General features: G+C 70.3%; 10 protein-coding genes and 4 tRNA genes. 9 read left to right on the top strand and 5 right to left on the bottom strand.

The annotated features are described in order from the left end of the window. Positions 1-76 precede the first annotated feature (76 nt). The 4 genes from KJK29_RS19810 (at position 77) to KJK29_RS19795 (ending at position 4,111) form a co-directional block, all read left to right on the top strand. Positions 77-766, top strand: a complete 690-nt coding sequence (locus tag KJK29_RS19810) for a DUF6879 family protein (RefSeq protein ID WP_215124363.1) — start codon at positions 77-79, stop codon at positions 764-766. Next, positions 763-1,611 carry a helix-turn-helix domain-containing protein gene (locus KJK29_RS19805; protein WP_215120481.1) on the top strand — a complete coding sequence of 283 codons (849 nt, stop codon included), beginning with the start codon at positions 763-765 and terminating at the stop codon, positions 1,609-1,611. The genes KJK29_RS19810 and KJK29_RS19805 overlap by 4 nt, the downstream gene beginning before the upstream one ends. 805 nt (positions 1,612-2,416) lie before the next feature. Continuing rightward, positions 2,417-2,956 (top strand): class IV adenylate cyclase, encoded by a 540-nt coding sequence (locus KJK29_RS19800; RefSeq protein WP_215120480.1) that lies wholly within the window; start codon positions 2,417-2,419, stop codon positions 2,954-2,956. Between the two features lie 60 nt (positions 2,957-3,016). Further along, on the top strand, positions 3,017-4,111 hold the full coding sequence (locus KJK29_RS19795; protein ID WP_215120478.1) for a radical SAM protein: 1,095 nt from the start codon (positions 3,017-3,019) through the stop codon (positions 4,109-4,111). A gap of 16 nt (positions 4,112-4,127) precedes the next feature. On the opposite strand, the gene KJK29_RS19790 is transcribed toward KJK29_RS19795, so the two are convergent. From KJK29_RS19790 to KJK29_RS19775, 4 genes are all read right to left on the bottom strand, one after another. Further along, positions 4,128-4,200: transfer RNA gene (locus KJK29_RS19790), tRNA-Lys, on the bottom strand. Between the two features lie 152 nt (positions 4,201-4,352). Next, positions 4,353-6,500, bottom strand: coding sequence for a DEAD/DEAH box helicase (locus KJK29_RS19785; RefSeq protein WP_215120477.1), 2,148 nt, complete (start codon positions 6,498-6,500; stop codon positions 4,353-4,355). 324 nt (positions 6,501-6,824) lie between these two features. After that, a complete protein-coding gene (locus tag KJK29_RS19780) occupies positions 6,825-7,355 on the bottom strand; it encodes a hypothetical protein (protein ID WP_215120475.1) in 531 nt (176 codons plus the stop codon). 88 nt (positions 7,356-7,443) lie between these two features. Continuing rightward, a complete protein-coding gene (locus tag KJK29_RS19775; protein ID WP_184593542.1) occupies positions 7,444-7,794 on the bottom strand; it encodes a metallopeptidase family protein in 351 nt (116 codons plus the stop codon). An 83-nt stretch (positions 7,795-7,877) separates the two neighbouring features. Here KJK29_RS19775 and KJK29_RS19770 point away from each other — a divergent pair, with 83 nt between their 5' ends. The 4 genes from KJK29_RS19770 (at position 7,878) to KJK29_RS19755 (ending at position 9,813) form a co-directional block, all read left to right on the top strand. Then, positions 7,878-9,452 carry a metallophosphoesterase family protein gene (locus tag KJK29_RS19770; protein WP_215120474.1) on the top strand — a complete coding sequence of 525 codons (1,575 nt, stop codon included), beginning with the start codon at positions 7,878-7,880 and terminating at the stop codon, positions 9,450-9,452. An 80-nt stretch (positions 9,453-9,532) separates the two neighbouring features. Continuing rightward, positions 9,533-9,605 (top strand) — tRNA-Glu (locus KJK29_RS19765). A 35-nt stretch (positions 9,606-9,640) separates the two neighbouring features. Then, positions 9,641-9,715 (top strand) — tRNA-Asp (locus KJK29_RS19760). A 24-nt stretch (positions 9,716-9,739) separates the two neighbouring features. After that, positions 9,740-9,813, top strand: a tRNA-Phe gene (locus KJK29_RS19755). A gap of 79 nt (positions 9,814-9,892) precedes the next feature. Here KJK29_RS19755 and KJK29_RS19750 read toward each other — a convergent pair. Beyond that, entirely contained in the window at positions 9,893-11,374 is a 1,482-nt protein-coding gene (locus tag KJK29_RS19750) for an FAD-dependent monooxygenase (protein WP_215120472.1), read from the bottom strand. 158 nt (positions 11,375-11,532) lie between these two features. Here KJK29_RS19750 and hrpA point away from each other — a divergent pair, with 158 nt between their 5' ends. Next, on the top strand, positions 11,533-15,501 hold the full coding sequence (gene hrpA, locus KJK29_RS19745; RefSeq protein ID WP_215120471.1) for an ATP-dependent RNA helicase HrpA: 3,969 nt from the start codon (positions 11,533-11,535) through the stop codon (positions 15,499-15,501). Positions 15,502-15,509 lie beyond the last annotated feature (8 nt).

Raw genomic sequence — 15,509 nt, 5'->3', positions numbered from 1 at the left:
ATCCGCTGCAATGCTTGAGCGTCAGCGCGCCCTGGCGCGCATGCTGAACTCCCCACCAGCGGACACGGAGGGCGAGATGACGCTCAGGTTCCTCGGCACGACCAGCGACGACGGCGACTGCCCCACCCTGTACGAGATCCCGGAGACGGACGAGATCCTCGTGCAAGGAGACCGAGAGACTGACCCGCAGCATCTCGTACGACTACGGGACGTCAAACCGTCCGAGACGTTCGTCCGCGTCCCCCGCAGCCTCCTGACCCGATACACGCCCCGCAGCGCTGCGCCCGAGCTCCAGCCCTTCGCCTCGATCTCACACATGTTCCGCGAGTTCCGGCACACCGCGTTCCGGCTGGAGACCCGCCGTGGCTACGCCTCCGACCGCCAGTCCCCGCTCTGGCCGAAGTGGCTCGCAGGTGACGACGTCGCTGCCGAGCCGGCCAACGCCTGGCGGCAGAACGTTCGCGCCCAGGTCAGTCAAGGCAAGCGGTTCGAGCGGGTCCGCCTGGTCGACAAGCCCCTCACTCAGGGGCAGCAGTTTCTACTGGCCCGAGCCCCGAGCAACATCGAAGCCGGCGAGGACATTCGCCACCTCCCGCGCGGCGAAGCCCACGCCCTGCGGCTGCCGGACCACGACGACACCACTCTCGGTGTGTACGTCACCGAGGACCCTGCCGAGGTGCTGGCCGCCTGCCAGTCCCGGGACGCCGCCTGGCATCACGCGGTACCTACGGCCGAGTTCGCGAAACGGGTAGCTTCGACTGTGTGACCACCGACTTCCAGACCGCGCGCGAGGCCCTCGGCGCGCGGCTGCGGGAGCTGCGCACCGAGGCCGGTCTGGACGGCAAGGACATCGCCGGCAAGGCGGGCTGGCAGACATCGAAGGTATCCCGGTTACAGAACGGCAAGCAGACCCCGACCCGTGCCGATCTGACCGCCTGGGCCCACGCGGTCGGCCGCTTGGACGCCGAGCCCGAACTGCACGGCCTGCTCGCCGGTCTGGACATGAAGCAGCGGCACCGTTCATGGCGCCGGCAGCTCGCGGGCGGGCACCGCGGCCGACAGGAGATCGCCGTCCGGCAGACCGAGAACACGACGCTGATCCGGGGCCTTGAGGTCTCCCGCATCCCTGGCCTGTTCCAGACACCCGAGTACGCGCGGGTCATCTTCGACAGCAACGCCGAGTTCCGCGGCATCCCGCCCACCACCGAGGCGGCCGTCGAGACGCGCATGCGCCGTCAGGAAGCGCTGTACGACCCCGAGAAGACGTTCCGTTTCCTCGTCTGCGAAGCGGCCCTCTACCACCGCTCGTGCCCTGCCGATGTGATGGCCGAGCAACTCGACCGGTTGTACAACCTCGTCGGCCAACGCCGCATCGAGCTCGGCATCCTGCCCTTCGGCACCCAGCTGCGCCGCACCGCACCGCACGCGTTCTGGATCTACGACCGGAGACTCGTCATCGTCGAGACCATCAGCGAGGAACTGTGGCTGACCGGTGACGACGACGTACAGCTGTACGAACGCGCCTGGGATTGGCTTGCCGAGGCCGCCGAGTACGGGGCGCCGGCTCGACGCCTGATCGGCCGCGCGAGGGCCTCTCTCGACCTCACCTGAGCAACCAGGCACAAGCCTCCTACCTGTGCGCGCAACCGCGCGCAATCGCCACCCGGAGGCGCAATCGACCTACGTAGCGTCCCCGCCATGGCCCTACCGAAGTACACCGAGCGGTACCTGGCGGGGGACTCGTGGCTTGCCGGCTGCTCCCAGCACCCCGCCCTCGTGCGTGAGGCATGGAGCCTTGAGGCGCTGGCGCCGATCCGGTCCGGAAGTGCGTGGCTGGCGGCTGAGGCCCCGCTCGTCGCAAGCATCCAGGCGCGCAGTCTCATCCGCGAGGAGTTCCGCGGACCGATCCTCGCCGATCCGGACTTGGACACGGCCTGGTGGCTCGTGCCGCTCGACGCCGTAGAGGAGTTGGCCGACCTGCGGGCCGTAGCCGTACAACCGATCGGCCGGCCGCTGCACTGCCCGCCAACGGGCCGGCCGGCCTGCGGCCGCTTGTGGCTCACCCACCCGGACGGGTCGGGCCAACTCACTGCCCCTGCGGTACTCGCCGCCGCATTCGGTCCTGGCGGGTTCCGACGCCCCGCGGAGGCAACGGCATGGCCATCACCGAGTCCGAGTCCCTGATGCCGGACGCCGGACGCCGGCAACGCCGAGTTCCCGAGGCTCGGCCAGCAGTTGGTGCGCACGACGAAGTCACCCCTCGCCCGGGCCGCCGTCCGGGCGCTCGTCCCTCCGAGCGATCCTGCGGCTCGCGGACAACGACACCATCGCCGTCGGAACCCGGCTGTGAAGTTCCGGCGCGTCCTTACGCTGCACGGTCGTTGAGACACCAGCAGCACCCAGCGATCGGAGACCTATGGCAGGCATTGAGTTCGAAGCGAAGGCCCTCGACATCGACCCCGCGAAGATCGCACGGCTCATCGCAGACGTCGGCGGTACTTGCACGGCTGGGGCCCGCCTCATGCGACGGTACGTGTACGACACCATCCCGGCCGTCCCCGGCCGATGGGTGCGGCTGCGCGACACGGGGACCGACGTCACTCTGTGCGTGAAGCAGATCATCACGGACGCCGTCGACGGCACCCACGAGACCGAAGTGACCGTCGACAGCTTCGAGGAAACCGCCGCGCTGCTGCGGCTCACCGGCCTGACACCACGCGGCTACCAGGAGAACCGACGCACCTCGTACACCCTCGGCGCCGCCCGCCTGGAGGTCGACGAGTGGCCGCGTATCCCGCCGTACCTGGAGATCGAGGCCGACGACGAAACACAGGTGTGGACGGCCGCCGCCGCGCTCGGCATCAACCACGACCGGCTCACATCGATCAACACCACGAAGGTCTACCGCCTCTACGGCATCGACCTGGACTCCATCGCCGACCTGCGCTTCGAGTAGGCCGGCGCCTGCTACTCCGGCCGGGGCACCGCGCCCCGGCCCGCCCGCAGAGGGGGCACCATGCACGACCTGAGCGACGTGCCGGTGGAAGTGAAACCGGACCGCACCCTGCGCGTGAAGATCATCGATGCCTGTGGCCTAGCCTGCTCGTTCTGCCACAACGAGGGAACACCCGTCGCCGCACCCGGCAGCACCGGACGCGTCTCCATCTACCTCCGCACCAACGGCGCCGACTTCCTCCCCGGCCGGATCGCCGCTGACGCCGACTTCGCCCTGGCCCTCGCCGCCATACGCGGCGGCCTGCCGACGAACGAAGTGCATTTCACGGGCGGTGAGCCGACGCTGCACCCCGACCTGCCCGGCCTGATCACCATCGCCCGGCGCCTCGGACTCACGGTCGGACTCACCTCGAACGGCGAGAACGGCGCCGCGGTCCTGCCCGCCGCCGCGGCAGCCGGCCTCGACCGCATCAACCTGTCCGTATTCGGCACCACCCCGGCCGAGCTCGCCGCCGTACAGGCCCCGCGTCTCGCCTCGCCGAAGCTCGCCGAACGCAAGCTGGCCGCCCTCGACGCGACGATCGAGACCGCCGCCGCGCACGGCATCAAGGTCTCCGCCAACATCGTGATCCCCGACCGTGGCCACGTCGACCGCGTGCTCCGCATCGTCGAGCGACACGGCCGCTGCGTCGTGGTCCGGATGCTCGTGTCGCTGGAGGACGGGGGCGCCTCACTGGCCGCCATGCAGGATGTCCTCGGCCACCTGGGCGCCGTGCCGGTCCGCCGCATCATCACGGCAGGGGCGTCCGACCAGCGGGTGCGGTACCACCTGCCGGACGGGCGCACGCTGTACGCGAAGAGCATCCGGCCCGTGCGCCTGCCCGAGACGTGCGCCGACTGCCGGTTCAACACTCCGGACGACTGCCAGGAGGGCTACTACGGGGTCCGCTTGTACCGCGCCGCGGACGGCCCGTTCATGGTCGGTGTGTGCATCCAGCGCATGGACCTGTGCCTGTCGCTCGGCGAGTTCGTGATGAGCCGACGCTGTCACGAGGTAGCGGCCTTCCGCGACGACGAGACGGCACGGCTGACCCGGCTGCACGCCACGACGGCTACCCGGTCAAACGGACAGGACCCCAGCCCAGTTGATGTCTGAGCTGGGGTCCTTCAGGTAGGCCCTGTGGGACTCGAACCCACAACCAATGGATTAAAAGTCCACTGCTCTGCCAATTGAGCTAAGGGCCCAGGCGATGTTGCCCCCACGAGCATAGCCGCAGGACGGCGAGTCTCCGATCGGGTATCGGCTCGTGACGGCACACACCACCGTACGGGACGGACAGCAGAGCGCCGTGGTCCGCCCGTCGGGGCGGGGCCACGGCGCTCCACACTGCTATGCGTCAGCCGTTGCGCTTCCAGCGCGGCTTCTCCTCGCGGCGGCCGAAGGAGCCGCCGCCGCGGTGGTCGTCACGGCGGCCGTTCGGGCGGTCATGGCCGCCGGAGCGGTAGCCCGGACGGTCGTCACGGCGGTCACGGTTGAAGGGACGGTCGCTGCCGCGGTGCCCGCCACGCTCGTCACGGCGGAAGCCGCCACGGTCGCCGCCGCGGTCACGGTTGAAGCCGCCGCCGCGCTCGTCACGCCGCTCGAACGAACGGCCGCCGCGGTCGCCGCCACGGTCACGGTCGAAGGAACGCCCGCCACGGTCGTCACGGCGGAAGCCGCCGCGCTCACCGCGGTCGCCCCGGTCGTCGCGACGGAAGCCACGGTCGCGGTCGCGATCGAAGGAACGGCCACCGCGGTCACCGCCACGGTCACCACCGCGGTCACGGTCCCGGTCGCGGTCACGGTTGAAGCCGCCGCCACGCTCGTCACGCCGCTCGAACGAACGACCGCCACGGTCGCCACCACGGTCACGGTCGAAGGAACGCCCGCCACGGTCACCACCGCGGTCGCCGCCACGGTCACGGTCGGCGTAACGGTCACGGCCGTAGCCGCCGCCACGCTCCTCGCGCCGCTCCCGACGCTCGTACGACGGGGTGGACGCGGAGGACTCGGCGCGCTCCTCACGCTCGACGTCCTTCGCGGTCGGCTGCTCCGGCACCGACACCTCGGCGACGGCGGCGACATCCCCGGACTCGCCGGCGACCACCGCGGCAGGGTCCTCGCCCCGCTCACGCGCGACCCGCGCGAGCAGCCGGTCGGACTCCTCACGCAGCTCGTTCGCACGCCGCTGCGCCCGCTCCAGCTCCTTGGTGAGCTGGGCGACCTCACGCTCGGCCTGCTGCGCGGAGTTGCCCACGGACTCGGCCTGGACCTCGGTCATCGACCGGGCGCCGGTGATCTCGGCGACCTCCGGGTCGAAGGCCGCGCCGCCCTGGATGATGTGGCGCCCGGCGTCGACGCCGGCGTCCTCCATCAGGCGGAAGATCTGACGCCGCTGGTGCGGCAGCGAGAGGGAGACGACGGTGCCGGTGCGGCCGGCACGCGCCGTACGGCCCGCGCGGTGCAGGTAGTCCTTGTGGTCCCCGGCCGGGTCCACGTTCAGCACCAGGTCGATGCCGTCGACGTGGATGCCGCGCGCGGCGACGTCGGTGGCGACGAGGACGTTGACGTAGCCGTCCTTGAAGTCGGCCAGCGTCCGCGTCCGGGCGCCCTGGGTCATGCCGCCGTGCAGCGCGTCGGCCTTCGCACCGGCGTCACGCAGCTGCTCGGCGACGCGGTCGGCGCCCAGCTGGGTGCGGACGAAGATGATCGTGCGGCCCTTGCGGGAGGCGATGGCCGCGGTGACCGGCGCCTTGTCCTTGGGCTTCACGATGAGGATGTGGTGCGACATCGTCGTGACGGCGCCCTGGGCGGCGTCGACCTCGTGGCTGACCGGGTTGTTCAGGTACCGGTCGACGAGGGTCTTGATCTCGTTCTCCATGGTCGCGGAGAACAGCATCCGCTGGCCGCCCGCCGGGACCTGGTCCAGCAGCTCGGTGACCTCGGGCATGAAGCCCAGGTCGGACATCTGGTCGGCCTCGTCGAGAACGGCGATCTGCACGTTCTCCAGCGAGCAGGCGCCGCGGTTGATGATGTCGCGCAGCCGGCCCGGGGTGGCGACCAGGATGTCGACGCCACGCTCCAGGGCGTAGATCTGGTTGCCCATCGACGTACCGCCGCAGACGACCTTCATCTTCAGGCCCATGACGTCGCCGTAGGGCTGGAGCGCGTCGGCCACCTGCATGGCGAGCTCACGCGTCGGCGTGAGGATGACGGCGCGCGGCTTGTGCTTCTCGGTGCGGCCGCCGGCGAGCGTCGCCAGGGTCGGCAGACCGAAGGAGAGGGTCTTGCCGGAGCCGGTGCGGCCACGGCCGAGGATGTCCTTGCCGGCCAGGGCGTCCGGAATGGTCGCGGCCTGGATGGGGAAGGGGGTGGTCACGCCGTTCTGTGCGAGCTTGCGCACGACGCCCTCGGGCAGGCCGAGGTCGGCGAAGGTGACTTCGGGGGTGGTGTCGGCTGCCTCGTTCTCGGGCACGACGACGTGATCAGTACTGGCGATGGACATGCGAATGCGAAACCTTCCGGAGTCTCGATCGGCACGCGCCCGTCAACTCCGTGATTCGCGATTCGCAATACGACCGCCTCAATGCGGTCCACCACGGCAAGGGAGAGTACGCGCCACACGGCGCGCTCTGCAGTGGCGCCGGGCAAGAATGGGATCAAACGATCTGCCACCATACGCACTCCGGGCCCTGCAAGGCAAACCGGACTCCGTAGGAGACAGCAGGGACGCTCTCTGAAAGGCCAGTGGCCCGGAGAACCTCCCGTCGGCTGTCAACCGACCACCCCCAGAGTATGTTCCCGCCGCGACGAGGCTCACAGCGGGGGGCTACGCCGGCGCCCCCGCCTCCGGAGCCGGCTCCCGCTGCGCCAGTTGCGGCCCCGGCGGCTCGGGCGTCGGCTCCGGCGAGGTCGTCGGCTCCGGCGATGCCGGCGGCTCGGGCGGTGTAGGCGTGGGCTCCGGTTCGGCCGTCCGGGTGGGAGTGGGCGGCGCCGGGGGCTTCGGCGTCGGCCGGTCCGGCTTGCCCGGCTTGCCGCCTCCCGGCGCGGACGGGCTCGCCGCGGCGGACGGCGTCGCCTCGGGAGACGCCGACTCCCCCGGCTTGCCGCGCTTGCCCTTGCCGCCCTTCTTCCCCTTGCCGCGTCCGTGCTTGCCGTCGGCCGAGGTCACACCGATCCCGGTACCGCCGCCCGACACCGCCGATCCGCCCTCGGCCCCCTCCCCGCCGCGCTGTCCCGCGGAGTGCGACGGCTTGGCGCTCCCGCCCGCGCCGTCGGCGCCGACGCTCATGCAGCCGGCGGCAGCGGCGACGGCCACGACCGTGGCGGCCAGGCGGACGGGTACGTACAAGGGGCGCACGGGGCCACCTCCGGGAAGGGTGATGGAGTCAACACCTTCAACTCCCGCCGCCCGCAAGAGGACACGCGCCCCGTATTCACATCACGGCTCAGCCGTAGCCCAGGGCGTGAAGGCGCTCGTCGTCGATGCCGAAGTGGTGCGCGATCTCGTGCACCACGGTGACCTCCGTCTCCGCGACGACGTCCTCCCGCGACTCGCACATCCGCAGCGTCGGGTTCCGGTAGATCGTGATCCGGTCCGGCAGCACCCCGGCGTACCACTCCCCCCGGTCGGTCAGCGGGGTCCCCTCGTAGAGCCCGAGCAGCTCCGGGTCGTCCGCGGGCGGTTCGTCCTCGACGAACACCGCGACGTTGTCCATCAGTCGCGTCAGCTCCGGCGGGATCCGGTCGAGCGCCTCGGCCACCAGTTCCTCGAACTCCTCGCGCGTCATCTCCAGCACAGGCCCATTGTCGGCCACGACCCGGCCGCAGGAGAGCCATCCGGCGTCGCATATCAGGCCCGGGACTTGGGCATACGGGATCAATGGCCCGCGTCCCCGCCGCAGTCCTGAGTGTCCTGAACCCGATCCGCAAGCCGCCGCGCGCCCTGGCCCGCCGCTATCGCTCCCGTCAGGCGCCCACCACGATCGAGCTCGTACGGCAGCCGCACCCGTGGGCCCGGGCGGCCGGGCTGGTGACCGTCGTCCTCGTCGGTGCCTGGCTGGGGCTGCTGGTCGTGGGCAATGTCCGGGTCCCGGTCGGCCCCATGAACACCACCATGACCCTGCGCCCCTCCTTCACCGGCGGCACCAAGATCAATGTCTCGCCGCTGGGGGCCCTGGCGCTGGACAGCCACAACGCCCCCGTCCGCCTGGACGTCAACGTCGACCAGCTCGACCCCGACCGCTCCCAGGCCCTGGTCGACCACCCCGAGCGCCTCTCCGGCCTCCAGGACGAGGTCACCGAGGACGTCGGCCGCGGCACGCTCGACCTGGCCGTCCGCTCCGGCGTGGCCGTCGTCGCCGGGGCCACCACCCTCGGCCTCGCGGTCTACCGCCGCCCCCGCCGCGCCCTCGCCGCCGGCGGCCTCGCCCTCGCGCTCCTCGCCGCCTCGGGCGGCACGGCCTACGCCACCTGGCGCCCCGACTCCGTCCTGGAACCCAAGTTCTCCGGCCTGCTCACCTCGGCCCCCTCCCTGGTCGGCAACGCGCGCAGCATCGTCACCGAATTCGACGTCTACCAGAAGGAATTGGCCCGCCTGGTCACCAACGTGACCAAGCTCTACGACGCCACCTCGACGCTCCCGGCCTACGCGCCCGACCCCTCCACCCTCCGGGTCCTGCACGTCTCCGACATCCACCTCAACCCGGCGAGCTGGAAGATCATCGCCTCGCTCGTGGAGCAGTACAAGGTGGACGTGATCGTCGACTCGGGCGACACGATGGACCACGGCACGGCAGCCGAGAACGGCTTCCTGGACCCCATCGAGGACCTCGGGGCCCCCTATGTCTGGGTCCGCGGCAACCACGACTCGATGCTCACCCAGCGCTATATGGAGGACCTGAAGAACGTCCACGTCCTGGACGACGGACGGGCGACGACGATCAAGGGCCTGCGTTTCGCGGGCATCGGCGATCCGCAGTACACCCCGGACCGCTCGAAGCAGATCGGCGCCGCCCAGTCGCAGGAGCTGGCGGGTGCCCGGCTGGCCACGGCCCTGCGCGATCAGCGCGCGGCAGGCACCCCGGTGGATGTCGCCGTCGCCCATGAACCGGCGGCGGTCCGCGAGGTCGACGGCGAGGTCCCCCTGGCGCTGGCCGGCCATCTGCACCACGACGAGACGGAGGTCATGAAGTACGGCACCCGGCTCCGGATCGAGGGCTCCACCGGCGGCAGCGGTCTGCGCGCCATCGAGGGGAAGCACCCGGACCCCATCGAGGCGTCGATCCTGTACTTCGACCGGGACTCCCGCCACCTCCAGGCCTGGGACGAGATCGAGCTGGGCGGCCTCGGCCTCACGACGGCCGAGGTCAGCCGCCACCTCCCGGAGGAGAACCAGCCCGGCGCGGAACCGTCCCCGAGTACCCCTACGGAGGGCACCCCGTCGGCCTCCCCCTAAACCGTTTTGGCGATAGGTCCCGCCATCCCATATGCTTCTCACGTCCCCGACGCGCTGAGAAGCGCGCAGGCGGGCCGATAGCCCTCATCGTCTAGCGGCCTAGGACGCCGCCCTTTCAAGGCGGTAGCACGGGTTCGAATCCCGTTGGGGGCACGCACCACCCTGTGCGACACTGTCGTACGACGCTTGGTCCTGTGGAGCAGTTTGGAGTGCTCGCCACCCTGTCAAGGTGGAGGCCGCGGGTTCAAATCCCGTCAGGACCGCTGAGGTTTCACGTGAAACCTCGTGGCTGGGTAGCTCAGTTGGTACGAGCGTCCGCCTGAAAAGCGGAAGGTCGCCGGTTCGACCCCGGCCCCAGCCACCGCAGCCCGTTCAGGGCATGAGCCCCTCTCCAGCATCGCCGGAGAGGGGCTCAGTCGTGTCATGGCTCATGTCTTCGTTCATGTCGATGGCACGTCCTGCCGAGGGCCGACCCATGTGGTGAGGGCGGTCAGCAGCGTGTCGTGGTCGTGGTCGTCCGCGGCCCAGGCGATGTAGCCGTCCGGGCGGACCAGCAGTACTGCGGGGGCCTTGGAGCCGGCGGCCGGGGTGACGGTGATCGTCCGGTCCTCCCAGCCCGTCACCTCGGGGAACCGGCTGACGAGCACGAAACGGCAGGCGCGCAGGGCCTCGTACAGCCGCTTCGGGGAGCTGGTGCCGGGGCCGGCGCTCGGGGCGAGTTCCAGGTCGGGAGCGCGGCGGCCGGTGCCGGGGTGGGTGCCGGAGGGGGCCGGATAGGAGATGGCGATACCCGTCGCCTTGGCCGAGAGGCGGTCGGCCACCGGGGGAATGGCGGCGGCAGCGCGTGAGAGCAGGTTCATGGCGGTGCTCAGTACCGGCGAGTGGATCAGCGCCAGCCGCATCATCCTGCCGCTGTCCCGGATCACCTCCCGCCCGATCGGATGCCGCTCGGCCTGATACCCGTCGAGCAGCTCCTCCGGTGCCCATCCGCGCACCACCGCCGCCAGCCGCCAGGCCAGATTGGCGGCGTCCTGGAGGCCGGTGTTCATGCCCTGACCGCCCGCCGGGGAGTGCACATGCGCGGCGTCTCCCGCGAGCAGCACCCGCCCGAGCCGGTACCGCGGCACCTGGCGCTCGTCGGTCTGGAAGCGGGAGAGCCAGCGCGGATCGTGCATGCCGAAGTCGGTGCCGAGGGCCTTGCGGGTGATCGTCCGCACCTCCTCCAGATCGAGAGGCGCCTCGACCGGCAGCTGCCGGTCTCGGTCCCAGGCGACGACCCGGTGCCAGCCATCGCCCAGCGGGGACACGAAGGCGATCCCCTCCCGTACCGCGTTCGCCACCGGCATGGACTGCGGCACGGTCAGCCGGACATCGGCGAGCATCACCGAACGCAGGGCGGCCCTGCCGGGGAACGGAAACCCCAGCGCCCGGCGCACCACACTGTTCATGCCGTCCGCGCCGACCAGGTAGGCAGCACGCCGCGTCCCCGATGTGCCGTCGGACCGGCGCACGGTCACGCTCACCCCCTCGGAGTCCTGCTCGACACCGGTGACATCCGCGCCCGCCACCACCTCGGCACCGAGCGTCTCGGCACGCTTCGCCAGCACGGCCTCGGTCGCGTACTGCGGGGTCAGCAGCATGTAGGGGAATCGGCTCGGCAGCCGCTTCAGATCGAGCTGGGCGTCCCCGATCATCTGGAGCTTGCCGATCCGGACACCGCCGGCGACGAGTTCGTCGGCGATGCCCCGGGCGTCCAGCAGTTCGAGCGTGCGGGCATGGACCGCGAAGGCGCGGGTGAGCTGCGACCTCTCGGTGCGGCGCTCGAGCACGGTGACGGAGACGCCCGCCGCGGCGAGGTCGCCGGCGAGCATCAGACCGGTGGGACCGGCACCCACGATCAGGACTTCGGTGGCTTCGGACATGGGACGGGAGGCCCTCCAATCGCGAGCGGCTGCCGTACGGCCTCACCGCCATGCAAGCGCCGCCCGAACGAGAAACGGTCAAACCTCACTCCGCACCCCGGGCGGTGGGACAAAACCGTTCGCCACGGATTTCCCGGGGATGAGATCCTGGGACCCGTATGTCTACGCACTCCGCCCCCGCCCTCGGCGCCCTCGCCCCCCGCCTGACCGAGCTGTCCCTGCGCGACGCGCACCGGCTCGGCCGCAGGCTCGAAGGTGCGCGCAAGATCCGTAAGCCGGAGGCCCAGGCCGCCGTGCTCGCCGAGATCGAGGCGGAGGTCGCCAAGGCCGAGGAGCGGATGGCCGGGCGGCGCGCCCGCATGCCCGAGGTCACCTACCCCGAGCAGCTTCCGGTCAGCCAGAAGAAGGACGTGATCGCCGACGCCATCCGCGACCACCAGGTCGTGATCGTCGCCGGTGAGACCGGTTCCGGGAAGACCACGCAGATCCCGAAGATCTGCATGGAGCTCGGGCGGGGCGTGCGCGGCATGATCGGGCACACCCAGCCCCGTCGTATCGCCGCCCGCACCGTCGCCGAGCGCGTGGCGGAGGAGCTGAACACCCCGCTCGGCGAGACCGTCGGCTGGAAGGTCCGCTTCACCGACCAGGTCGACCCCGAGGCCACCTTCGTCAAGCTGATGACGGACGGCATCCTGCTCGCCGAGATCCAGACGGACCGCGAGCTGCGCGCCTACGACACGATCATCATCGACGAGGCCCACGAGCGGTCCCTCAACATCGACTTCCTGCTGGGCTATCTCGCCCAGCTGCTGCCGAAGCGGCCCGACCTCAAGGTCGTCATCACCTCGGCCACCATCGACCCCGAGCGCTTCTCCCGGCACTTCGGCGACGCCCCGATCATCGAGGTCAGCGGCCGTACGTACCCCGTGGAGGTGCGCTACCGGCCGCTCCTCGAAGAGGACTCCGACGACGCCGACCGCGACCAGATCACCGCGATCACCGACGCCGTGGAGGAACTCCAGAAGGAGGGCAAGGGCGACATCCTCGTCTTCCTCTCCGGCGAGCGGGAGATCCGGGACACCGCCGACGCGCTCACGAAGAAGCAGTACAGATTCACCGAGGTCCTGCCCCTCTACGCCCGGCTGTCGCACGCCGAGCAGCACCGCGTCTTCCAGCCGCACACCGGACGCAGGATCGTTCTGGCGACCAACGTCGCCGAGACCTCCCTCACCGTCCCGGGCATCAAGTACGTCATCGACCCGGGCTTCGCGCGGATCTCCCGCTACAGCCACCGCACCAAGGTCCAGCGCCTGCCCATCGAGCCGGTCTCCCAGGCCAGCGCCAACCAGCGCAAGGGCCGCTGCGGCCGTACGTCCGACGGCATCTGCATCCGCCTCTACGCCGAGGACGACTTCGACGCCCGCCCGGAGTTCACGGACGCGGAGATCCTCCGTACGAACCTCGCCTCCGTCATCCTGCAGATGACCGCGGCCGGCCTCGGCGACATCGAGAAGTTCCCCTTCATCGACCCGCCGGACCACCGCAACATCCGCGACGGCGTGCAGCTCCTCCAGGAGCTCGGTGCCTTCGACCCGGCCCAGAAGGACATCCGCAAGCGGCTCACGCAGACCGGCCGCAAGCTCGCCCAGCTCCCCGTCGACCCGCGGCTGGCCCGCATGGTGCTGGAGGCCGACCGGAACGGCTGTGTCCGCGAGGTCATGGTCATAGCCGCCGCGCTGTCCATCCAGGATCCGCGCGAGCGCCCGTCCGACAAACAGGCGCAGGCCGACCAGCAGCACGCCCGTTTCAAGGACGAGACCAGCGACTTCCTGGCGTTCCTCAACCTCTGGCGCTACGTCCGCGAGCAGCAGAAGGAGCGGGGCTCGTCCTCCTTCCGCCGGATGTGCAAGCAGGAGTACCTCAACTTCCTTCGCATCCGCGAATGGCAGGACATCTACAGCCAGTTGCGCACGGTCGCCAAGCAGATGGGCATCCACCTCAACGAGGACGACGCCCCGGACGACCGCATCCACGTCTCCCTCCTCGCGGGCCTGCTCTCCCACGTCGGCATGAAGGACGTGAAGGAGAGCGGAGGCGAGGGCGGGAGAAGCACGGGGAAGAACGAGTACCTGGGCGCCCGCAACGCCAAGTTCGCGGTCTTCCCCGGCTCGGCCCTCTTCAAGAAGCCCCCGCGCTTCGTCATGTCCGCCGAACTCGTCGAGACGTCCCGCCTCTGGGCCCGCGTCAACGCGAAGATCGAGCCCGAGTGGGTCGAACCCCTCGCCGCCCACCTCCTCAAGCGCACCTACAGCGAACCGCACTGGGAGAAGGACCAGGCCGCGGTGATGGCGTACGAGAAGGTCACGCTGTACGGCGTACCGATCGTGGCGCAGCGGAAGGTCAACTACGGCCGGATCGACCCCGAGGTCAGCCGCGACCTGTTCATCCGGAACGCGCTCGTCGAGGGCGACTGGCGCACCCACCACAAGTTCTACTCCGACAACCGCCGCCTCCTCACCGAGGTGGAGGAGCTGGAGCACCGGGCCCGGCGCCGGGACATCCTGGTCGACGACGAGACGCTGTTCGACTTCTACGACCAGAAGATCCCCGAACATGTCGTCTCCGGCGCCCACTTCGACTCCTGGTGGAAGCGCAAGCGGCACGAGCAGCCCGACTTTCTCGACTTCGAGCGCGAGATGCTCATCAACGAGAAGGCGGGCGAGGTCAGCAAGGCCGACTACCCGGACTCCTGGCGCCAGGGGAACCTCAAGTTCCGTGTGACCTACCAGTTCGAGCCTGGCGCGGACGCCGACGGCGTGACCGTCCACATCCCGCTCCAGGTCCTCAACCAGGTCACGGACGAGGGCTTCGACTGGCAGATCCCGGGCCTGCGGGAGGAGGTGGTCACGGAACTGATCCGGTCCCTGCCGAAGCCGATCCGCCGCCACTACGTCCCCGCGCCGAACCACGCGCAGGCGTTCCTGGACAGCGCGGTACCGCTCCAGGAGCCCCTCACGACCACGATGGTCCGCGAGCTGCGGCGCAAGGTCGGCGTCCCGTTCGAGGCGGACGACTTCGACTGGTCCAAGGTCCCCGACCACCTCAAGGTCACGTTCCGGATCGTCGACGAGCGGCGTCGCAAGCTCGCGGAGGACAAGGACCTGGAGGCGCTGAAGCTGCAGTTGCGGCCGAAGGCCCGCAAGGCCCTCTCCCAGGCCGCGGCGGCCACCGCCGAGCGCCAGGGCGGCGAGTCCCTGGAGCGCAAGGGCCTCACCGACTGGACGATCGGCACGCTCACGCGTGTCTTCGAGACCAAGCGGGCCGGCCAGCCGGTGAAGGCGTACCCGGCGCTGGTCGACGACGGCGACACGGTCTCCGTACGCCTCTTCGACACGGAGGCCGAGCAGGCCCAGGCCATGTGGAAGGGCACGCGCCGCCTGATCCTGCGCAACATCCCGGTGAACCCGGCGAAGTTCGCCTCCGAGAAGCTGACGAACGCGCAGAAGCTGGCGCTGTCCGCGAATCCGCACGGCTCCATCCAGAACCTGTTCGACGACTGCGCGATGGCGGCCGCCGACAAGCTGATCGGGGACTTCGGCGGGCCGGCCTGGGACGAGGAGTCCTACCGGAAGCTGTACGACAAGGTCCGCGCGGAGATCGTCGATACGACGGTCCGTACGGTGGGCCAGGTGCAGCAGGTGCTCGCCGCCTGGCAGGCCTGTGAGCGCCGTCTGAAGGGCGTACGCAGCCCGGCGCTGCTGCCGAACCTCCAGGACGTACGCAAGCAGCTCGACGCCCTCGTGAAGCCCGGCTTCGTGACGGAGGCGGGGCTGCGGCGCCAGGCGGACCTGATGCGCTATCTGGTGGCGGCGGACCGGCGGCTGCAGCAGATGCCGGCGAACGTCCAGCGGGACACCACGCGGATGCAGAAGGTCCACGAGATGCAGGACGAGTACGCCTGGCTGCTGGAGCAGATGCCGCAGGGCCGGCCGGTGCCGTCGTCGGTCCTGGACATCCGCTGGATGATCGAGGAGCTCCGGGTCAGCTATTTCGCCCACGCGCTGGGCACGGCGTACCCCGTCTCCGACAAGCGGATCGTCAAGGCGATCGACGCCGCTGTCCCGTAATCGCCCGT

The sequence above is a fragment of the Streptomyces koelreuteriae genome, assembly GCF_018604545.1.
Taxonomy (GTDB): domain Bacteria; phylum Actinomycetota; class Actinomycetes; order Streptomycetales; family Streptomycetaceae; genus Streptomyces; species Streptomyces koelreuteriae.
This window is presented reverse-complemented; position numbering and strand designations above follow the sequence as displayed.

What these genes read in the sequence shown, in the direction of transcription:
- KJK29_RS19810 (WP_215124363.1), top strand. Translation starts at nt 77, where the DNA reads ATGACGCTCAGGTTCCTCGGCACGACCAGCGACGACGGCGACTGCCCC.
- KJK29_RS19800 (WP_215120480.1), top strand. Translation starts at nt 2,417, where the DNA reads ATGGCAGGCATTGAGTTCGAAGCGAAGGCCCTCGACATCGACCCCGCG.
- KJK29_RS19795 (WP_215120478.1), top strand. Translation starts at nt 3,017, where the DNA reads ATGCACGACCTGAGCGACGTGCCGGTGGAAGTGAAACCGGACCGCACC.
- KJK29_RS19785 (WP_215120477.1), bottom strand. Translation starts at nt 6,500, where the DNA reads ATGTCCATCGCCAGTACTGATCACGTCGTCGTGCCCGAGAACGAGGCA.
- KJK29_RS19770 (WP_215120474.1), top strand. Translation starts at nt 7,878, where the DNA reads ATGGCCCGCGTCCCCGCCGCAGTCCTGAGTGTCCTGAACCCGATCCGC.
- KJK29_RS19750 (WP_215120472.1), bottom strand. Translation starts at nt 11,374, where the DNA reads ATGTCCGAAGCCACCGAAGTCCTGATCGTGGGTGCCGGTCCCACCGGT.
- hrpA (WP_215120471.1), top strand. Translation starts at nt 11,533, where the DNA reads ATGTCTACGCACTCCGCCCCCGCCCTCGGCGCCCTCGCCCCCCGCCTG.